The following is a 20,015-nucleotide window of genomic DNA, read 5'->3' as shown; positions in this document are numbered from 1 at the left end:
GGGTAGTGGCCGGGGATCAACACATCCACCACTTCGTTGTGGCCCGGCGACAGCGCCGGGGACGGAAGGTCACCGGTGGGTACGGGACGGGAGAAGCGCGCATGACGGTCGTCCACGAGCGCGAACCGGTCACCGGTGTCCTGCGGGCCATGGCCGCCGACGCGGACGTGTGCGAGGAGTTGGTCCGCGCGGCCCGCGGCCGCTCCCCCGAACTGGCCCGGCTCGGCGAGGCGCAGACCCTCTCCCACGTCAACGCCCTGATCGGGGCCGCCGAGGCGTGGCTCACCACGCTCGGCCGGGTCGAGGAACACGACTTCGCGGCCGCGCTGCTGCTCGGCGCCGACCGCGCGGCCCAGGGCATCCCGATGACCGCCGTGCTGCGCGGCGTCCAGGCCGCCCTCACCCGGGTCGTCGAGATCACCGTCGAGCGCAGCCGCTCGGCCGGCGTGTCCGACACCGCGCTGCTCACCGTCGTCCTGCGGTTGAAGGAGTACGGCGACGCCCTGGAGCGGCATGTCGTCAACGGCTACCGTGCCGCCGAGTCGGGGACCCCGCGCGGGGCGGGCGAGGCCCGCGCGCGGCTGCTGCGGCGACTGCTGACCGAGGGTGACGACACACCCGCACCCTCCCGGGCGGAACTGGCGCGGGAAGGCGTACGGACGGACGGCCGGTACCACTGTGTGGTGGCGGATCCCGGCGATGCGGCGCACGCCCGCGCACTGGCCGCCCGGCTCTCGGCGCTGCCCGGGGTGTTCGGGGTGGTGGACGGCCGTCCGGTGGGTCTGTGTCCGCGGCTGCCGCGGAACGACGAACTGTCAGAGCTGGGCCGGGACGGCGTGACGCTCGTCGTCGCGTCACCGGTCGCCACGCCGGAGCGGCTCCGGCCGCTGTACCGGCTGTGCGTACGGGGGTTGGAGATCGGGAGTCGACGCGGGCTGCGCGGCGTGCGCGAACTGACCGATCTGGCCGGGGAGATCGCGATGGCTGACCACACCGTGCTGGGCGCGGCACTGAGCGCCCGGTTCCTCGGCGGGCTGGACCCGGCGGACGACTTCCACCGCCAACTCGCGCTCACCGCACTGGCGTTCCTCGACAGCGGCCGCCGTCTCGACCGGACCGCGACGGCGCTGTTCACCCACCCCAACACCGTCCGCTACCGCCTCGGCCGACTGCATCACCTCACCGGTACCTCGCTCACCGACGGCTCCCTCGACGGCCCGTCCGGGACGCTGACGACGCTGCACTGGTGGTGGGCGCTGACAACGTGGCTGGACACGGGGACAGAGAGCGCTCCCATCCCCTAAGGGCGTGCAGATCATTAACTCGTCTTTTTGACCTTGCTTCGAGTGGGGTCGGAAACGAGGAAGGTCGCGACGTCGGCTGGTGTGCGGAGGCGTGCGGTTGAGGCGTTGATGTGGTGGCCGTGTGCTTCCAGGAGTGGGCGGACTTCCTGTTTCGCGCGGCTGATGGTCGGAGCGGTGACGTCGAAGAGCTGCCCGAGGAGGTCCATAGTCGCGAGTTTGCGCAGGTGGAGCACGGTGGCCAGGATCCGGTCGGCTGGGGTGAGCTTGGCTTTGGCACCAGTGCCAGGGGCGACCAGGCGCTCGTGACCGCGACGTGTGCGGAGCACTTGCTCGCGTTGAACCTCCAGCGCAGGAGTGAGCGCGTTGATGAGTTCGCTGAGCTGTTGGCGGGTCATGCCGGTCAGTTCTGGGTCCTGCAGCGCGTGCTGCGTGAGGCCGGGCGGTCTGGTCGCCGGGGCCTGGTCTGAGGTGCTGTTGTCCGGCGTCGCGTCCAGCGGGTGCCGGGGGTGCAGGGTGTAGTTCCAGTCGCCGTGGAAGCGGTGCCGGGTGATCGGCAGGGCGGCGATGTCGTCGTCGCTGACCTGGATGCCGGTGGGGTAGGCGTTGGTGTCGAGTTCGGCATGCACGGTCAGGCCGGTTTTAGTGGTGGTCGCCGCGATGCTTTCGACGATGACTTCGTGGCTGGTCAGGGGCCTGCCGCGCCAGTTCATGGTGATGTGGGAGAACAGCCGGTGCTCGATCCGGTTCCACTTCGACGTGCCCGGAGGCAGGTGGCAGACAGTGATCGTCAGGCCGGCCTCGACGGCGAACCGGGCGAGTTCGGTCTTCCAGGTGCGGGTGCGATAGCCGTTGGAGCCGCCCGCATCGGCGGTGATCAGCAGTCGGCCGGCCGTCGGATAGGCGGCTTTCCCGGCGCCGTTCCACCAGCGGCGGATCGACTCGACGGCGAACGCGGCGGTGTCGTGGTCGGTGCCCACGTTGACCCAGCCGGTGTTCGCGGCGACGTCGTAGATGCCGTAGGGCACCGCTCTGCCCAGCTCGCGGTCGGGAAAGTCGTGGGTGTCGACCCGCACCGGCTCGCCTCTCGGCTCCCATTCACGGCCGTTGTTCTTGAACGGGCCGACCAGTTCCTTCTTCTTGGTGTCCACGCTGATGACTGGAGCTCCGCCGTCCTGGTGGTCGCGGGCCTGTTCGTTGAGGTAGTGGAACTGTGCGTCCCGGTCGGGGTGCTGTTTGCCTTCCATGGTCTTGGCGTTGCTCTGCAGGCTGAAGCCCTCCTCGCGCAGGAGGTCGCCCACCGTATCCGCACAGATCCTGTGGCCTTGCCGAGTCAGTTGCTCGGCGAGCTTGCGGGTGGATTTGGTGGTCCAGCGCAGCGGCGACATGGGATCTCCGCGGACGTCGGGCTCGACCAGCGCAAGGAGTGCCTCCCGAACGGCAGGGTTGCGGTCGACGACGCGTTTGCGGCCGGCGCCGGGCCGGCGGATACGTCCCAACGGAGCCTGGCCGGAGTCGAGTTCCCGCACTCCGACAGACACAGTGGCCTCGCGAACACCGGCGGCACGGGCGACCGCTCTGATCCCGCCGTGGCCGAGGGACTGGGCCTCCGCCCCTATCAACAAGCGACGCTGCCGCTCGTCGAGGTGCGGCAAAATCGCCTCGAACTTGGCTGCCAGCACGGCCCGTTGCCCATTCAACCCGCTCATGCCAGACCAACGAACCACCGAGCAGAAAGCCGCGAGTTAATGATCTGCACGCCCTAAGGAGTCCTTTCAGAATGCTGGGTTCTTGCGGGCGAGGATCATGCAGTGGGCGAGTTGGAGGAAGGCGTCGTGCATGTCGTCTCGGGCTTCCCAGCGGGTCCGTAAGCGGCGGGGGCCGTGGAGCCAGGCGATGGCGGACTCGGCAACCCACCTGACCCTGCCCAGGCCAGAACCGTGCGGCTGTCCGCGCCGGGCGATCTTCGGTGTGATGCCGCGTTCACGCAGCCGGTGGCGGTAGACGTCGTAGTCGTAGCCGCGGTCGGCATACAGGGTCCGGGGCTTGCGCCGGGGCCGGCCCCGCTTGCCCCGCACCGGCGGCATCCCGTCGACCAGCGGCAGAAGCTGGGTGACATCGTGGCGGTGACCGCCGGTCAGTGACACCCGCAGCGGGGTGCCATGCGCGTCGGTCAGCACGTGATGCTTCGAGCCCGGCCGCCCGCGGTCAACCGGACTCGGACCGACTTTTGGGCTGCCACACCCCCGCTTGGCCTGCACGTGCGAGGCGTCGATCGTGGCGCGGGAGAAGTCCAGGCGGTCCGCAGCCCGCAACCGGTCCAGCAGCACCCGCTGCAGTTCCTCCCACACTCCGGCCCCCTGCCACTCGGCCAGCCGCCGCCAGCAGGTGGGACCTGAACCGAACCCCAACTCCTGCGGCAGGAACTCCCACTGGACACCGGTGTACAGGACGAACAGGACTCCCTGGAGCGTCTTGCGGTCATCGATCCGCTTGCGCCCCGGGTACCGGAACCGCCGCTCATGCTTCGGCAACAGCGGCTCGATCACCGCCCACAACTCGTCGCTGATCTCCCACGGCTTCCGCCGCGCCATGCTCACACCCCACAGAAGACGGGATCACGTACATCTCCACCGTGCCACAACACGATCTTTCTGCAAGGACTCCTAAAGCGAACAACAAGAGACGAGCTGGCCAAAAACCTTCCCTGAAGTGACCAAGAACGATTCAAGGGTCGCCCATGTTTGATCAACGCTCGTCCATGATTCCGCAACTTGAACGTTTGAGCGTTTAGACCGGACGTACGTTCCTGCCCGTGAACCCAGACGCAACACCCCACAGAGGCGAGGACGCCGAGGCGACCGCCACCAGCGCCGACGCCCCGATATCCCACGTGAAGCCTCGCGGCCGGCGCTCACTCCTGCGCGCCGCACTCGCCGGCACCGCCGTCATCGGCGGCGGCCTCGCCGTCGGCGCCTTCCCGGCCGACGCCGAGCCCGTCTCCCGCGCCACCCCCAAGCCCTCCGCCGCCACCCGCAAGCGGCCGAGCACGGCGGACGAGGCGCTGACGGAGCTGTCGAAGGGCAACCGCCGCTGGCGGACCTTCAACCAGCGGCACCCCGACGAGGACGCCACCCTCCGCAAGACCCTGACGACCGCTCAGCACCCCTTCGCCTTCGTCCTCGGCTGCATCGACTCCCGTGTCCCCCCGGAGCTGGTCTTCGACCAGGGCCTCGGCGACCTGATGACCGCGCGCAGCGCGGGCGAGGTGCTGGACCAGTCGGTGCTCGGCAGCGTCAAGTACGGCGTCCTCGAACTGGACATCCCTTTGGTCGTGGTGCTGGGTCACCAGTCCTGCGGCGCCGTGAAGGCCGCCGTCGCGGTGGACGAGAGCGGTGAGGAGCTGCCGAGCGGCATCCAGTACATCGCCGACGAGATCGCCCCGGCCATCGACCACAGCGTGACCGGCGACGCCCGGGTCGCGGCGACGATCGACGCGAACGTCCGGCTGGTCCGGTCCAAGCTCGCGGCCGATTCCGACCTCGCCGCCAAGCTGAAGGCCGGCGAGGTCGCCATCGTCGGCGCCCGCTACGACCTGACGACGCAGCGCGTGCACCTGCTCAAGTAACAGGCCCCTGGCAAGGGGAAGGCGGCTCCGGTGAACCACCCACACCGGGGCCGCCTTCGTGTTGCCGGGGCCGTCGCCGTGCACAGGCCGCGCCCGGCCGCCGGCTCAGCCCTCGACGAGGGTGATGTCCTGCTGCCGCACCGCGTGGAACCTGGGCAGCGGCAGACCGCTGCCCGACAGCTCGGTGACGGTGGCCTCCACCCGGGCCGGACCGGGCCGGTAACGGCCCGGCTCCGCCCTGTCCGTGTTGGTCCAGGTGTGGTCGGCGCCGTCGCAGACCGCCGACGACCCGCCGACCCCCTTGCGGACCCTGCTGTCGCCCTGCTGGAGCGAGGACGAGACGAAGACGGGGCCGTCGGCGCCGAGACAGCGGTACGTGCCGGACAGGGTGAGGGTGCCGTCCGGGGCTACGTACCCGGTGGGGTCGATGGTCAGCGTCTCGGACGCCTCGCTCGTGGCACCGGCGGGCGGGGCGGCGGAGAACAGCAGCAGCGCGGCACCGGCGGCGGCGCCGAGAACGCGGGGGACCTGCGAGAAGGCCTGGGACAAGGGCATGGGGTACCTCCTTGGACGGGGCTCCAGAGGTACCGGCCCGGCCGGGGCGCGCCGGTGATCATCACCCCTCCGTCGGCGCGTCGGTTCCGCCGTCCTCACTACCGGGTGCGCCCCGCGCGCCCTGGGTTATGTCCGCGTCCTGTCACAGCACGTCCGGGTGCTGTCACGTCTCACGAAACCGTGTGGCCACGGGTTCCCGGCGCGGGCATGGTCTGTAGTGCGAGGCGGTGACTCGCCGCCGGCACTCACAAAGACGTGGAGGTCGCCATGTGTGCCCACCAGCCCCTGTGCCCCCCGATCGACAGCACGGACCGCGACGCCGCGCACATCGTCGCCTTCCACCCCGAGCAGGGCTGGAACCTGCTGTGCAACGGGGCCATCGTCTTCGACGACACCGGTGAACTGCTGCCCGACGGCAGCGTGATCGCCCCGCACCGACCGGTCTTCGCCGACCTGGCGACCGCCGCCTGAGACGCTCCTCCCCCACGGCTACGGCAGGACCGCGAAGCCGTCGAGTTCCACCAGGGCCCGTTCGTCCCAGAGCCGTACGACGCCGACGACCGCCATCGCGGGATAGTCCCGCCCCGCCAGCCTCCGCCAGACCCGGCCGAGCAGGGGAGCCTGGACGCGATAGTCGGCGACGTCCTTGGCGTAGACGGTGACTCGGGCGAGGTCGGCCGGTGTGCCGCCGGCAGCCTCCAGCGCGGTCAGCAGATTGCCGAGCGCCCGCTCGAACTGCTCCTCCAGCGTCTCCCCCACGACCTTGCCTTCCGCGTCGAGCGCGGTCTGGCCCGCCAGGAACACGACCCGGCTGCCGGTGGCGACCACCGCGTGGGAGAAGCCGGTGGGCGGCGACAACCCGGCCGGGTTCACGCGCTCGGTGCTCATGCCGGCCGCCCTTCTCCCGCGGAGTCCCGCACCCCCGTCTCCCGCACCCCCGTCTCCCGCGCGGATGCCTCCCTCGCGTACAACTCCTTTGCGATGACGGCCCGTTGGACCTCGCTCGCCCCTTCGTAGATGCGCGGCGCCCGCACCTCCCGGTAGAGGTGTTCGAGCAGATGGCCGCGCCGCAGCGCCCGCGCGCCGTGCAGCTGGACGGCCGCGTCGACGACGTACTGCGCGGTCTCCGTGGCCAGCAGCTTCGCCATCGCGGCCCGCCGGGGTACGTCCGGGTCGCCGCAGTCGTACGCCCCGGCCGCCGCGTAGACCATCAGCCGGGCCGCCTCCGTGCGCATCGCCATCTCGGCGACCTGGTGGGCGACCGTCTGCAGGTCCCGCAGCGTGCCGCCGAACGCGTTCCGTCGGGCGGTGTGCGTGAGCGTCGCGTCGAGCGCGGCCTGCGCCATGCCGACCGCGCAGGCTCCGACGCTCGGGCGGAAGAGGTTGAGCGTGGCCATGGCGACGCGGAAGCCCCGGTCGGGTACGCCGAGGACGTCATCGGCCGTGACGGGTACGGCGGCGAAGTCGAGGGCGCCGATGGGGTGCGGGGAGAGCATGTCGAGCGGGGTGCCGGTGAGGCCGGGGCGGTCGGCCGGGACCAGGAACGCCGTCACACCACGGGCGCCCGCGCCAGGGGTGGTGCGGGCGAAGACGGTGTAGAGGTCGGCCTCGGGGGCGTTGGAGATCCAGCACTTCTCGCCGGTCAGGCGCCAGCGGCCGGGGCCGTCGGGTTCCGCCCGCAGGGACAGGGCCGCCGCGTCCGAGCCCGCGTCCGGCTCGCTGAGCGCGAAGGCCGCGACCGCCTCGCCCCTGCTCACCCGGGGGAGCCAGCGGGCGCGTTGGGCCTCGGTGCCGTGGGCGTGCACCGGGTGGGCGCCCAGACCCTGGAGGGCCAGCGCCGTCTCGGCCTCCGTGCAGACGTACGCCAGTGCCTCGCGCATCAGACAGAGGTCGAGGGCGCCCGAGGTGAACAGCCGGGAGAGCAGCCCCAGTCGGCCCAGCTCGGCGACGAGGGGGCGGTTGACATGGCCCGGCTCACCCTTGTCCGCCAAGGGGCGCAGGCGTTCGACGGCCAGGGCGCGCAGTTCGGCACGCCGGGCGAGTTGTGCCGGTTCGAGCGAGAATGCGGTCATCGCCGATCCCTTCTCCCCTTGGGGCCACTGCCGAGGCTATCGCGAACTGTTGACTGCCGTCACCAAGGCGATACGCTCGCTGGTGCGAGGCCACCCACGGCATGCGAGCCCACCACCACGTGCGAGTCCACTTCGGCAGGGACGACAGCAGGGGGCGAACGTCATGAAATCCAGGGTCACCGCCCATCTCGACACCTTCGCGCGTGACCGTCTCCCGCCGCCGGACCAGTGGGCGGAGCTGTCCTTCGAGCTCCCCGAGCTGCGCTACCCCGACCGGCTCAACGCCGCCGCCGAGCTGCTCGACGGCGGTGATCCCGGCCGGCCCGTCTTCCGTACGCCCGCCGGGGAGGTCTGGACGTACGGCGAACTGCGGGTCCGGGTCGACCGGGTCGCGCACACGCTGACGTCCGCCCTCGGCGTGGTGCCCGGCAACCGGGTCCTGCTGCGCGGGCCCACCACGCCCTGGCTGGCCGCGTGCTGGCTGGCGGTGCTCAAGGCGGGGGCGGTCGCGGTGACCGTGCTGGCCCAGCAGCGGCCGCAGGAGCTGGCGACGATCTGTGAGCTGGCGCGGGTGTCGCACGCGCTGTGCGACACCCGGCATGTGGACGACCTCACGAAGGCCGACGTGCCGGGGCTGCGGATCACCACCTTCGGCGGGGACGGCCCCGACGACCCGCTCGTGCCCGGCCCGCCGACGGCGAACGTGGCCCGGGGCCCGTACGAGGCGGTGGACACGGCGGCCGACGACGTGGCGCTGATCGCGTTCACCTCCGGTACGACCGGGCGGCCCAAGGGATGTGTGCACTTCCACCGGGATGTCCTGGCGATCGCGGACACCTTCTCGAAGCATGTGCTGCGGCCCCGGGCGGACGACGTGTTCGCCGGGTCGCCCCCGCTCGGTTTCACCTTCGGTCTCGGCGGCCTCGTCGTCTTCCCGATGCGGGCCGGTGCCAGCGCCCTGTTGCTCGAACAGGCGGGCCCCGGGCAGCTGCTGCCCGCGGTCGCCGAGCACGGGGTGTCGGTGCTGTTCACCGCGCCGACGGCCTACCGGGCGATGCTCGGGGAGCTGAACGGGTCGGACGGGTACGACGTCTCGTCGCTGCGGCGGTGTGTGTCGGCGGGCGAGAACCTGCCCGAGGCCACCTGGCGGGCCTGGCACGAGCGGACCGGACTGCGGATCATCAACGGCATCGGCGCGACCGAACTGCTGCACATCTTCATCTCCGCGGCCGACGACGGCATACGGCCGGGGACGACCGGGGTGCCGGTACCGGGGTGGCACGCGCGCGTGCAGGACGCGGACGGGGCGCCGGTGCCCGACGGGGAGCAGGGGCTGCTCGCCGTACGCGGTCCGGTGGGGTGCCGCTATCTGGCGGACGAGCGTCAGCGGGAGTACGTGCGGGGTGGCTGGAACGTCACGGGTGACACGTACGTCCGCGAGCCGGACGGGTACTTCCGCTATGTCGCGCGAGCCGACGACATGATCATCTCGGCCGGTTACAACATCGCGGGCCCCGAGGTCGAGGAGGCCCTGCTGCGCCATCCGGACGTGGTGGAGACGGCGGTGGTGGGGCGGCCCGACGAGGCCCGCGGCCAGGTCGTCGTCGCCTATGTGGTCGTCGCGACGGGGGCCGGACGGGACGGCGACGCACTGCGCGCGTTCCTCAAGTCGGAGCTGGCGCCGTACAAGTGTCCGCGCGAGATCGTGTTCCTGGACGCGCTGCCGCGCACGGCGACCGGCAAACTCCAGCGGTTCCGGCTACGCACCCTAAGTGACCAGCAGTGATGCAGACGACCTAAAATGATCAACGTGTCCGAACAGCACGCACCACGTTCGCTCATCGTCACCTTCTACGGCGCGTACGGCCGTTCGGTGCCGGGTCCCGTGCCCGTCTCCGAGCTGATCAGGCTGCTCGCCGCCCTCGGTGTCGACGCGCCCTCCGTCCGCTCCTCGGTGTCCCGGCTGAAACGGCGCGGCCTGCTGCTGCCGGCCCGCACGGCGGCGGGGGCGGCCGGGTACGAGCTGTCGGGCGACGCGCGGCAGCTCCTGGAGGACGGCGACCGGCGGATCTACGCGACGGCGCCCGAGCAGGACGAGGGCTGGGTCCTCGCCGTGTTCTCGGTGCCGGAGTCCGAGCGGCAGAAACGCCACGTGCTGCGCTCCAGGCTGGCCGGACTCGGCTTCGGCACGGCAGCCCCCGGCGTGTGGATCGCGCCGGCCCGGCTCCACGAGGAGACCCGGCACACCCTGACCCGGCTGCGGCTCGACCCGTACGTGGACCTGTTCCGGGGCGAGCACCTCGGGTTCGCGGCGACCGCCGAGGCGGTGGCGCGGTGGTGGGACCTGGCCGGGATCGCCAAGCAGCACGAGGCGTTCCTCGACCGGCACGCGCCCGTGCTCCACGGCTGGGAGCACCGCGTGGACACCCCGCCCCAGGAGGCGTACCGCGACTACCTGCTGGCCCTGGACTCCTGGCGCCAGCTGCCGTACGCCGACCCCGGGCTGCCCGCCGCGCTGCTTCCGGCGGACTGGCCGGGCGTGCGCTCGGCGGCCGTGTTCCGGGCGCTGCACGCGCGGCTGCGGGACGCGGGGGCGGCCTTCGCCGCCACCGAATCGTAAAGCCCTGTAACAATTTCTTTCACAAAGGGAACCCTCAGGGTTCTACTTCAATCTTCTCAGAATCCTTACTTACCATCCTGACGCATGAGTCTCATGCGCAACCTGAACCGTGCTCTCACCGCCACCACGGGTCTGCAAGTACGCAGGGCCCCCGCGGCGGCGCCCCCCGCTCCCAGGGCCACGCCGCCGAAGCCGGCCGTGAAGAAGCCCACGGCGGTGTACCGATGTCCGGCTCCCGAGGACCTCGCCACGGACCGGTTGCTCAGGCAGCCGGTCTTCATCATGTCTCCCGTGCGGTCCGGCTCCACCCTGCTGCGGATGCTGATGAACGCGCACCCGCGGCTGTACTCCCCGCACGAGCTGCACATACGCCGTCTGGAGGTCGGCTACGGCAGCAGGTTGTCGCAGAAGGCGATGAGCGCCCTCGACCTGGAGCGCGGTGACCTGGAGCATCTGCTGTGGGACCGGGTCATGCACCGCGAACTGGTCAGGTCGGGCAAGGACTTCGTCGTCGAGAAGACCCCGAGCAACGCCTTCGTGTACGAGCGCATCCGGGACTGCTGGCCCGACGCCCGCTTCGTCTTCCTGCTGCGCCACCCGGTCTCCATCGCCCAGTCGTGGCACGAGGGCGACCCCGACAAGCGCACCTACGACGAGGCCGCCACCGACGCGCTGCGCTACATGAAGGCCGTCGACAAGGCCCGCAAGGCGCTCACGGGCCACACCGTGCGCTACGAGGACATCACCGCCGAACCCGAGAAGGAGATGCGGCGGCTCTGCGACTTCCTCGACATCGCCTTCGAACCGGCCATGCTCGACTACGGCAGGAAGGACGACGCCCAGGTCGTGAAGGGCCTCGGCGACTGGCGCGACAAGATCAGGACCGGTCAGGTGCAGGCGGGGCGCGCGCTCCCCGCCGAGGACGACATCCCGGAGATCCTCCGGCCGATGTGCCGGGCGTGGGGCTACGGCAAGTGAGGCCGCACGCCGAGATAGCCGAGGTCTGGCCGCGCGACGGCCGCATCAGACTCCTCGGACGCATCCACGGGGTACCGACGGAAGGCACCTGGCGGCTGGTCCTCACCCGCCGCTCCCACGCCGGCCGCCGACTGCGCTACGACGCCGCCGTCCAGGGCGACCGCTTCGAGAGCGAGCTGCCCGTCGACGACCTCGCCGCCTCCGACCGGGCGCCCGTCGAGGAGTGGGACATCCACCTCACCGACGGCGAGGTCGAACTGCGCGCCGGGAAGCACCTCGACGACGTACGCGGCAAGAAGAGGATCTTCGTGTATCCGGAGCAGCGCACCGGAGACCTCCGGGTGCGCCCCTATTACACGATCAAGGACAACCTGTCTCTGGAGTGCCGTACGGGAGGCCCCGCATGACCGACCGCCGCCCACTCCCCCAGCGCCCCCACGTCCGGTATCTGCTGCTGCACGCGTACGGCCGGGGCGGCACCATCCGCACGGTGATGAACCAGGCCAACTCCCTCGTGGCGGCGGGCTGGACCGTGGAGATCGTCAGCGCGCTGCGCCGCCGTGACGACATCCAGTTCCCGCTCGACCCCCGGGTGAGCGTCTCCACCGTCGTGGACATGCGCGAGGGCGCCCACACCCCGCCGTCGGGCCTCGTCGCCCGCTGGCGCGACCGCAGGCGCGGCGAACTGCTGGAGGCGCCCGCACGGCACGTCCCGAAGGGCGAGTTCGGCTACCGCTACTTCAACCGGTACGTCGAGGACCGGCTCATCGCATACCTGCGGTCGCTGACCGACGGCGTCCTGGTCACCACCCGCCCCGCGCTGAACTTCCTGGCCGCCGAGCACGCCACCGGCGGTGTGGTCCGCGTCGCCCAGGAACACATGAACCTCGGCACCCACAAGCGGGACGTGCAGCAGCGCATCCGGGAGACGTACCCGCACTTCGCCACCGTCGCCGTGCTCACCGAGCGTGATCGCGACGAGTACGCGGAACTCCTGCCCGGCACCCGGGTCGTCCGCATCCCCAACGCCGTGCACTCCCTCGACCAGGTCCCCGCCGACCCGAGGTCGAAGATCGCGGTGGCGGCCGGCCGGCTCTTCCCGCAGAAGGGCTTCGACCTGCTGATCCCGGCCTGGGCGAAGCTCGTCGAGGCCTACCCCGACTGGCAGTTGAGAATTTACGGCAGCGGTGAGAAGAAGTCGGAGCTTCGCCATCTGATCGAAGAACACCATCTCTACAATCACGTCTTCCTCATGGGACACACCGACCGCTTGGACGACGAACTCGCCAAGGCCTCCTTCTACGTGCTCAGTTCACGCTTCGAGGGGCTGCCGATGGTGATGATCGAGGCGATGAGCCACGCCCTTCCCGTGGTGAGCTTCGACTGCCCGACCGGCCCCGCCGACGTGCTCACCCACGGCGTGGACGGGCTGCTGGTCGCACCCGAGGACCCCGACGCGCTCGCCGACGCCATGGCCAGGCTGATGGCCGACGAGGTGCTGCGTGCCGACATGGGCGTGGCCGCGGTCCTGACGGCCGCCAGTTACGGCCCGGACTCCGTCCATCACCGCTGGGAGTCCCTCTTCACCTCCCTCCACGAGCAACGGCACGGCATCGCCGCCGGCGCCGCGAAAGGAACGCACGCATGACCACCTCGTCCAGGGCGTCCACGGCCCAGGGAGCCACGGTCTGGCTCACCGGACTGCCGAGCGCGGGCAAGACCACCATCGCCCGTGTCCTCGCCGGCCGGCTGCGGTCCGAGGGACACCGTGTGGAGGTTCTCGACGGTGACGAGATCCGCCGCTTCCTCTCGGCCGGCCTCGGCTTCTCCCGCGAGGACCGCAACACCAACGTGCAGCGCATCGGCCTGGTCGCCGAGGTCCTCGCCCGCAACGGCGTGCTGGCCCTCGTCCCCGTCATCGCGCCGTACGCCGACAGCCGCGAGGCCGTCCGCAAGCGCCACGACGTGAGCGGAACCCCGTACTTCGAGGTGCATGTCGCCACCCCCGTCGAGGTGTGCAGCGAGCGCGACGTCAAGGGTCTGTACGCCCGTCAGGCCGCGGGCCGACTCAAGGGACTGACCGGTGTCGACGACCCGTACGAGCCGCCGGCCGACCCCGCGCTCGTGCTCCCCACACAGGACCAGACGCCCGAGGAGTCGGCCGCGTACGTGTACGCGCTGCTGGCGGACCGGGGCCTCGTTTGACTTCCTCCCCCGCCTAAAGGTGGGGGATTCCAGCGGTCGCCCGCTGGGGTTCCTGCTTCATCGACGACCGCCCCGTCCGGGAGGACTCCCGTTGAGGTCTTACACCGTCTCCACAGGCAGACACGGCCAGCCCGGCCGCGAGAATGTTCTTCGCCGCGTTCACGTCGCGGTCATGCACCGTGCCGCAGCCGCACGTCCACTCGCGGACGTTCAGCGCCAGTTTCGCCCGGACCGTGCCACAGGACCCGCACAGCTTGGAGCTGGGGAACCAGCGGTCGATCACGACGAGTTCGCGCCCGTACCAGGCGCATTTGTACTCCAGCATCATCCGCAGCTCGCGCCAGGCCGCGTCCGAGACCGCACGCGCCAGCTTGTGGTTCCTGACCATGTTGCGGACGGTGAGGTCCTCGATCACGACCGTTTGGTTCTCACGGACGAGACGAGTGGTCAGCTTGTGCAGATGGTCCCGGCGCCGGTCGGTGATCTGGGCATGGACCTTGGCGACTTTCACCCGGGCCTTGTCCCGGTTCGCGGAGCCCTTGGCCTTGCGGGACAGCTCCCGCTGCGCCTTCGCCAGCCGGGCCCGGTCACGGCGTTCGGGCATAGGGTTGGTGACCTTCTCCCCGGTGGACAGGGTCACCAGGGAGGTGATGCCCGCGTCGATGCCGACCGCGGCCGTGGTGGCCGGTGCCGGGGGGATCGTGTCATCGCACAGCAGGGAGACGAACCAGCGTCCGGCCGCGTCCTGGGACACGGTCACCGTGGACGGGACCGCACCCTCAGGCAGCGGACGCGACCACACGATGGCGAGAGGCTCGCGCATCTTGGCGAGCGTCAGGGCACCGTCGCGGTAGCGGAAACGCGGAGCTGGTGTACTCCGCCGAACGGCGGGACTTCTTGCGCGACTTGAACCGTGGGTACTTCGCCCGGCCCTCGAAGAAGTGGGTGAACGCGCCCTGCAGATGCCGCAGGCACTGCTGCAACGGCACCGAGGACACTTCGGTGAGGTAGGCGAGTTCCTCGGTCTTCTTCCACGCGGTGAGCATCGCCGAGGTCGCGTTGTAGTTGACCCGCTCCCGGCGTTGGTACCACGCGGCGGTCCGGGCTTCGAGGGCCAGGTTGTAGACCTTGCGCACGCACCCGAACGTGCGCGACAGCTCCGCTGCCTGCGCATCGTCGGGATAGAAGCGGTACTTGAACGCCCGCTTCACGTGAGTGATCACAGCTCACAAACTATCGCATCAGTTCGTGAGTTTCTGCGGGTATCGGGTGGCGGACGACGATCCGCCCTGACGGCGAATCGCCTTTCCCTGCCCTGCTCCGCAGGAGTCTGTTTCCTCTCCGCTCTGAAGGGCGGAGTATCCACGGAGGGATCCCGATGACCGTCCACACACTGTCGCACCTGGACGTGCTGGAGTCCGAGGCGACCCCGGCGCCGGTGAGCGAAGCCGCCGCGAGCCGCGCGGTAGCCCACGGCTAGGACAGGCTCAGCCGGGGCTTCGGGGCGTCCGTGCGGCCCGTGTTGGGGCGGCGGCTGCCCGCTCGGTAGGGGGCGGGCCAGGTGACGGCCGGGCCGGTGTAACCCTGTTCGGCTGCCGCGTGAAGGGTCCAGTGGGGGTCGTAGAGGTGGGGGCGGCCGAGGGCGCACAGGTCCGCGCGGCCCGCCAGGATGAGGGAGTTGACGTCGTCCCAGGAGGAGATGGCGCCGACGGCGATCACCGGCACCCCCGCCTCGTGCCGGATCCGGTCCGCGAACGGCGTCTGGTACGAGCGGCCGTACGCGGGGTGTTCGTCGGCGACGACCTGCCCGGTCGAGACGTCGATCGCGTCGGCCCCGTGCGCGGCGAAGGCGCGGGCGATCTCTACGGCGTCCTCGGCCGTGGTGCCCCCGTCGGCCCAGTCCGTCGCCGAGACGCGGACGGTCATGGGCCGTTCCTCCGGCCACACCGCCCTTACGGCGTCGAAGACTTCGAGGGGGAAGCGGAGCCGGTGGTCGAGGGAGCCGCCGTAACTGTCGGTGCGGCGGTTCGTCAGCGGCGAGAGGAAGCCGGAGAGCAGGTAGCCGTGGGCGCAGTGGAGTTCGAGCAGGTCGAAGCCGCTGCGGGCGGCTCGGCTCGCGGCCGAGGTGAACTGCTCGCGGATGTCGGTGAGTCGGGCGCGGGACAGTTCGCGCGGGGTCTGACTGCCGGTCTTGTACGGCACGGGGGACGCGGCCGCCAGGGCCCAGTTGTCCGCGTCCAGGGGCTCGTCGATGCCCTCCCACATCAGCTTGGTCGAGCCCTTGCGGCCGGAGTGACCCAGCTGGACGCCGATGGCAGTGCCCGGCGCCCGCTCGTGCACGAACCTCACCGTGCGGCGCCAGGCGTCGGCCTGCCGGGAGTTCCACAGTCCGGCACAGCCCGGGGTGATGCGCCCCTCGGGGCTCACGCACACCATCTCGGTCATCACGAGCCCGGCGCCGCCGAGGGCGCGGGAGCCCAGATGGACGAGGTGGAAGTCACCGGGGACACCGTCGGTCGCCGAGTACATGTCCATCGGGGACACGACGACGCGGTTGCGCAGGGTCAGACCGCGCAGCCGGAACGGGGTGAACATCGGGGGCGTTCCGGGTGGGCAGCCGAACTCGCGCTCCACCGCGCCGGTGAAGTGCGGGTCGCGGAGGCGGAGGTTGTCATGGGTGACGCGGCGGCTTCGGGTGAGGAGGTTGAAGGCGAACTGCCTTGAGGGCTGCGCGAGATGGAGCCCGATGTTCTCGAACCACTCCAGACTGGCTCGCGCCGCACGCTGGGTCGAGGCGACGACGGGGCGCCGTTCCTCCTCGTACGCCGTCAACGCCCTTGTGAGGTCGGGCTGTTCCTCCAGACAGGCGGCCAGCGCCAGCGCGTCCTCGACGGCCAGCTTCGTGCCGGAACCGATGGAGAAGTGCGCGGTGTGCGCGGCGTCGCCGACCAGCACCAGATTGCCGTGCGACCAGCGCTCGTTGACGACCGTGCGGAAGGTCGTCCAGGTGGAGTTGTTGGAGCGCAGGGGCCGGCCGCCGAGCGCGTCCGCGAAGAGTTTCGCGCACCGCTCGACCGACTCCCGTTCGTCCGCCCGGTCCAGCCCGGCGGCCCGCCACACCTCCTCGCGCATCTCGACGATGACGGTGGACTCGTCCGGCGAGAACGGGTAGCCGTGCAGCTGCATCACGCCGTGCTCGGTCTCGGCGATCTCGAAGCGGAACGACTCGAAGGCGAAGTCGGCGGCGAGCCAGATGTAGCGGCAGCGGTGCGTCTCGACGGCCGGCCGGAACACCTCCGCGTACGCCTCCCGCGTCGCGCTGTGCACACCGTCCGCCGCGATGACCAGGTCGTACGTCTCGCAGAGCCAGGCGGGGTACGGGGCCTCCGTGCCGAAACGGAGTTCGACGCCGAGTGCGCGGCAGCGGTCGTGCAGGATCTGCAGGAGGCGGCGGCGGCCCAGTGCGGCGAAGCCGTGGCCGCCGGAGGTGTGGCGGGTGTTCCGGTGGACGATGTCGATGTCGTCCCAGCGGGTGAAGTGTGCTTGCAGGGCCTCGTAGACCAGTGGGTCGGCATGTTCTATGCCGCCCAGCGTCTCGTCGGAGAGGACCACTCCGAAGCCGAAGGTGTCGTCGGGGGCGTTGCGTTCCCAGACGGTTATCTCGCGGGTGGGATCGAGGCGTTTGAGGAGGACGGCGGCGTACAGGCCGCCGGGGCCGCCGCCGATGACGGCGATGCGGTGGGGGTGGCCGGGCTTCGCGAACGGCTGCGGGTGTGTCGTGGCCGGTCGCGCCCCGCGGCGGAGCCGCATATCGGCGCTGCCCCGCGCCCCTGGGTCGGCTGCCACCGGGGTCGGGATGGCAGGTGAGGGCGGTATGGCAGGTGAGGGCGGTATGGCAGGTGAGGGCGGCATCAGCGGCCCTGCCACTTCGGGGGGCGCTTTTCCGTGAACGCCGCGTGGAATTCGGCGTAGTCCTCGCCGTTCATCAGCAAGGCCTGGGTCGCCGCGTCCAGCTCCACGGCGGCCGCCAGGGGCATGTCCAGCTCCGCTGTCAGCAGGGCCTTCGTCTGGGCGTACGCCAGGGCCGGTCCCTCGGCCAGGTGGCGGGCCAGGGTCTGCGCGGCCTCGTCGGCGCCGCCCTCGTCCGTGAGCCGACTGATGAGACCGATGCGTTCGGCCTCGGGGGCGCGGACGGGTTCGCCGAGCATCAGAAGACGGGTGGCGTGGCCGAGGCCGACGACACGGGGCAGGAGGTAGGCGGCGCCCATGTCGCCGCCGGAGAGGCCGACGCGGGTGAAGAGGAAGGAGAAGCGGGCCGTGGGGTCCGCCACACGGAAGTCGGCGGCCAGGGCGAGGACGGCGCCGGCGCCCGCGGCGACGCCGTGCACGGCGGCGATCACCGGGAAGGGGCACTCGCGTACGGCCCGTACGACCTGGCCGGTCATCCGGTTGAAGTCGAGCAGCTGGGCGGTGTCCATGGCGAGGGTGGCGCCGATGATCTCGTCGACGTCGCCGCCGGAGCAGAAGCCACGGCCGTCGCCGGCCAGCACCAGGGCCCGTACGGACTTCTCCCGGGAGAGTTCGGCGAGCAGGTCGCGCAGGTCGGCGTAGGCGCCGAAGGTGAGGGCGTTGAGCTTCTCGGGGCGGGCGAGGGTGACGGTGGCGACACCGTCGGCGATCTCGCACCGCAGATGCCGCCAGTGGGAGGTGCGGGCGGCGGAGCCGGTGAAGGGACTCATGACGGGCGGCCTCCTCGGGGGCTGCCGCAGCGCTGCGGCCACTTTCCCACCCACGAAGTTATCACCGATATATGACTGCCGTCACGAGTGCGCGATAGGTCGACCGGCGTATCGTCACCGCCCCCTTCGGTGGTGATCCGGGCCGTCCGTGACTCGGTCACGGACGTTCGACAAGGCCGTAACGACGGGCTCGCCCGGGCGAGGCGGAGCGTTGCTCCGGGTAGACCGGCTGGCAACGGGGCCGAAGGTCCCCGCGGCGCCCGCCGAGCGGTTTTACCGGTTCGCGCCGTACCATTCATCACGTTGAAAGCAGGACGACCCATGACCTGCTCCATGAACGGATCCGCCGCCTTGCAAGAACCCTCCGCCCCCGCCTCCTGGCGCGTCGCGCTGCCGCACACCGCCGCGGCCGTGCCCATGGCCCGCGCACTGGTGCGTACGGCGCTGACCGAGCTGGAGCACGGGGCGGACTGTGACACGGCGGAGCTGCTCACGGCGGAACTGGTCGCGAACGCGATCGAGCACGCGGCCGGGGACGGACCCATAGAGCTGGTCGTGGAGCTGGTGCCGACCGGCTGCAAGGTGGAGGTCCACGACCCGGATCCGGCACCCCCGGGCGATCTCACCACCCCGGGCCACATCGACCCCGACCCCTGGCAGGAGCACGGCCGCGGCCTCCTCCTGATCCGCGCCCTCAGCTCCGCCTGCGGCCACCGCCCCACCGACTCCGGCAAGGCGGTGTGGTTCCGGCTCCCGACTGTCCCGCCACAGCGCCGCCACGTGTAGGTGCCCCCGGGGGACACGGGGAACCGCGCGATCGACCACGAACGACCCGCGCTCGCCGACGCGCCCCCGCCCCCCGAACTCTCACCCGCGCATCACCCCAGCGTCGCCACGAGAACCGCCTTGATCGTGTGCAACCGGTTCTCCGCCTCGTCGAAGACGACCGAGTGCGACGACTCGAACACCTCGTCCGTCACCTCCAGCGAGTCCAGCCCGTGCAGCTCGTGGATCTCGCGGCCGACCTTCGTACCGAGGTCGTGGAAGGCCGGGAGGCAGTGGAGGAACTTGACGTCGGGGTTGCCGGTGGCGCGCAGGACGTCCATGGTCACGGCGTACGGGCAGAGTGCTCCTATGCGCTCGTCCCAGACCTCCTTGGGCTCTCCCATGGACACCCAGACGTCGGTGGCGATGAAGTCGGCGCCCTCGACCCCCTCGTGCACGTGCTCGGTGAGCGTGATCCGCGCCCCGCTGATCTCCGCGAGCTTGCGCGCGCGGTCGACGATCTCCTCGGCCGGCCAGTAGGCCCGCGGGGCGACGATACGGACGTCCATGCCGAGCAGGGCTCCGGTGACCAGGTACGAGTTGCCCATGTTGAAGCGGGCGTCGCCGAGGTAGGCGAAGGTCATGTCGTCGAGCGGCTTGTCGCTGTGCTCGGTCATCGTCATGACGTCGGCCAGCATCTGGGTGGGGTGCCAGTCGTCGGTGAGGCCGTTGTAGACCGGAACTCCGGCGTACGCGGCGAGCTCCTCGACGTTCGCCTGGCTGTCACCGCGGTACTCGATCGCGTCGAACATCCGGCCGAGGACCCGCGCGGTGTCCCGCACGGACTCCTTGTGGCCCATCTGCGAGCCGGACGGGTCGAGGTACGTCGTCCGGGCCCCCTGGTCGGCCGCGGCGACCTCGAACGCGCAGCGGGTGCGCGTCGAGGTCTTCTCGAAGATGAGCGCGATGTTCCTGCCCCGCAGGTACTGGGTCTCCGTACCCGCCTTCTTGGCCGCCTTCAGCTCCACGGCCAGCCCGATCAGCCCACGGAACTCCTCCGCGGTGAAGTCCAGCTCCTTGAGGAAGTGGCGCCCGGCGAGGGCGTGGGGAACGGTCGCCATGGGGGCGCTCCTGGGTCGACGGGGCAGGGAC

The 20,015-nt window shown here is 70.8% G+C and carries 18 protein-coding genes and 1 pseudogene; 10 read left to right on the top strand and 9 right to left on the bottom strand.

Annotated features, from left to right (window positions below):
- Positions 1 to 101: 101 nt before the first annotated feature.
- On the top strand, positions 102 to 1,304 hold the full coding sequence (locus tag OG858_RS34445; protein WP_328544152.1) for a PucR family transcriptional regulator: 1,203 nt from the start codon (positions 102 to 104) through the stop codon (positions 1,302 to 1,304).
- Positions 1,305 to 1,318: 14 nt separating this feature from the next.
- Here the strand turns inward: OG858_RS34445 and OG858_RS34440 are convergent, their stop codons facing one another.
- On the bottom strand, positions 1,319 to 3,010 hold the full coding sequence (locus OG858_RS34440; protein WP_328544056.1) for an ISAzo13 family transposase: 1,692 nt from the start codon (positions 3,008 to 3,010) through the stop codon (positions 1,319 to 1,321).
- A 66-nt stretch (positions 3,011 to 3,076) separates the two neighbouring features.
- Entirely contained in the window at positions 3,077 to 3,895 is an 819-nt protein-coding gene (locus OG858_RS34435; protein ID WP_328544153.1) for an IS5 family transposase, read from the bottom strand.
- Between the two features lie 221 nt (positions 3,896 to 4,116).
- Here OG858_RS34435 and OG858_RS34430 point away from each other — a divergent pair, with 221 nt between their 5' ends.
- The gene (locus OG858_RS34430; RefSeq protein ID WP_086750668.1) at positions 4,117 to 4,929 is read left to right on the top strand and encodes a carbonic anhydrase; all 813 of its coding nucleotides are present in this window, start codon (positions 4,117 to 4,119) and stop codon (positions 4,927 to 4,929) included.
- 105 nt (positions 4,930 to 5,034) lie between these two features.
- Here OG858_RS34430 and OG858_RS34425 read toward each other — a convergent pair whose 3' ends face one another.
- On the bottom strand, positions 5,035 to 5,484 hold the full coding sequence (locus tag OG858_RS34425; protein WP_319263293.1) for a DUF6299 family protein: 450 nt from the start codon (positions 5,482 to 5,484) through the stop codon (positions 5,035 to 5,037).
- Between the two features lie 267 nt (positions 5,485 to 5,751).
- Between OG858_RS34425 and OG858_RS34420 the strand changes: the two genes are divergently transcribed.
- Positions 5,752 to 5,955, top strand: a complete 204-nt coding sequence (locus OG858_RS34420) for a DUF5999 family protein (protein ID WP_060906190.1) — start codon at positions 5,752 to 5,754, stop codon at positions 5,953 to 5,955.
- A gap of 18 nt (positions 5,956 to 5,973) precedes the next feature.
- Here the strand turns inward: OG858_RS34420 and OG858_RS34415 are convergent, their stop codons facing one another.
- Together OG858_RS34415 and OG858_RS34410 are read right to left on the bottom strand one after the other, a co-directional pair.
- Positions 5,974 to 6,372, bottom strand: a complete 399-nt coding sequence (locus OG858_RS34415; protein ID WP_319064402.1) for a RidA family protein — start codon at positions 6,370 to 6,372, stop codon at positions 5,974 to 5,976.
- Entirely contained in the window at positions 6,369 to 7,556 is a 1,188-nt protein-coding gene (locus OG858_RS34410) for an acyl-CoA dehydrogenase family protein (protein WP_319263295.1), read from the bottom strand. Before OG858_RS34410 ends, OG858_RS34415 begins: the two co-directional genes overlap by 4 nt.
- A gap of 163 nt (positions 7,557 to 7,719) precedes the next feature.
- Between OG858_RS34410 and OG858_RS34405 the strand changes: the two genes are divergently transcribed.
- From OG858_RS34405 to cysC, 6 genes are all read left to right on the top strand, one after another.
- Positions 7,720 to 9,342, top strand: a complete 1,623-nt coding sequence (locus OG858_RS34405; RefSeq protein ID WP_319263297.1) for an AMP-binding protein — start codon at positions 7,720 to 7,722, stop codon at positions 9,340 to 9,342.
- A gap of 15 nt (positions 9,343 to 9,357) precedes the next feature.
- The gene (locus OG858_RS34400; RefSeq protein ID WP_086752156.1) at positions 9,358 to 10,176 is read left to right on the top strand and encodes a PaaX family transcriptional regulator; all 819 of its coding nucleotides are present in this window, start codon (positions 9,358 to 9,360) and stop codon (positions 10,174 to 10,176) included.
- 84 nt (positions 10,177 to 10,260) lie between these two features.
- Complete coding sequence (locus OG858_RS34395) at positions 10,261 to 11,154, top strand: sulfotransferase family protein (protein WP_328544154.1); 894 nt, start codon at positions 10,261 to 10,263, stop codon at positions 11,152 to 11,154.
- A complete protein-coding gene (locus OG858_RS34390) occupies positions 11,151 to 11,561 on the top strand; it encodes a hypothetical protein (protein ID WP_179201360.1) in 411 nt (136 codons plus the stop codon). Before OG858_RS34395 ends, OG858_RS34390 begins: the two co-directional genes overlap by 4 nt.
- Positions 11,558 to 12,802: a glycosyltransferase family 4 protein gene (locus OG858_RS34385; protein ID WP_086752152.1), complete on the top strand. Its 1,245-nt coding sequence runs from the start codon at positions 11,558 to 11,560 to the stop codon at positions 12,800 to 12,802. Before OG858_RS34390 ends, OG858_RS34385 begins: the two co-directional genes overlap by 4 nt.
- On the top strand, positions 12,799 to 13,359 hold the full coding sequence (cysC, locus tag OG858_RS34380; protein ID WP_328544155.1) for an adenylyl-sulfate kinase: 561 nt from the start codon (positions 12,799 to 12,801) through the stop codon (positions 13,357 to 13,359). The genes OG858_RS34385 and cysC overlap by 4 nt, the downstream gene beginning before the upstream one ends.
- A 13-nt stretch (positions 13,360 to 13,372) precedes the next feature.
- Here cysC and OG858_RS34375 read toward each other — a convergent pair.
- The 3 genes and pseudogenes from OG858_RS34375 to OG858_RS34365 form a co-directional block, all read right to left on the bottom strand.
- Positions 13,373 to 14,582 (bottom strand): annotated as a pseudogene (locus tag OG858_RS34375) (RNA-guided endonuclease InsQ/TnpB family protein).
- Positions 14,583 to 14,835: 253 nt separating this feature from the next.
- Positions 14,836 to 17,169 (bottom strand): bifunctional salicylyl-CoA 5-hydroxylase/oxidoreductase, encoded by a 2,334-nt coding sequence (locus OG858_RS34370; protein WP_328545287.1) that lies wholly within the window; start codon positions 17,167 to 17,169, stop codon positions 14,836 to 14,838.
- A gap of 101 nt (positions 17,170 to 17,270) precedes the next feature.
- Entirely contained in the window at positions 17,271 to 18,098 is an 828-nt protein-coding gene (locus OG858_RS34365; protein ID WP_328544156.1) for an enoyl-CoA hydratase family protein, read from the bottom strand.
- Between the two features lie 333 nt (positions 18,099 to 18,431).
- Here OG858_RS34365 and OG858_RS34360 point away from each other — a divergent pair, with 333 nt between their 5' ends.
- Positions 18,432 to 18,884: an ATP-binding protein gene (locus OG858_RS34360; RefSeq protein ID WP_256960901.1), complete on the top strand. Its 453-nt coding sequence runs from the start codon at positions 18,432 to 18,434 to the stop codon at positions 18,882 to 18,884.
- 92 nt (positions 18,885 to 18,976) lie between these two features.
- Here OG858_RS34360 and argF read toward each other — a convergent pair whose 3' ends face one another.
- Positions 18,977 to 19,984, bottom strand: a complete 1,008-nt coding sequence (gene argF / locus OG858_RS34355; protein ID WP_319263306.1) for an ornithine carbamoyltransferase — start codon at positions 19,982 to 19,984, stop codon at positions 18,977 to 18,979.
- Between the last annotated feature and the right edge of the window lie 31 nt (positions 19,985 to 20,015).

Source organism: Streptomyces europaeiscabiei (assembly GCF_036346855.1).
GTDB classification, from domain to species: domain Bacteria; phylum Actinomycetota; class Actinomycetes; order Streptomycetales; family Streptomycetaceae; genus Streptomyces; species Streptomyces europaeiscabiei.
Note: the sequence above shows the minus strand (reverse complement) of the source record. Positions and strands in the feature narration are given on the sequence as shown.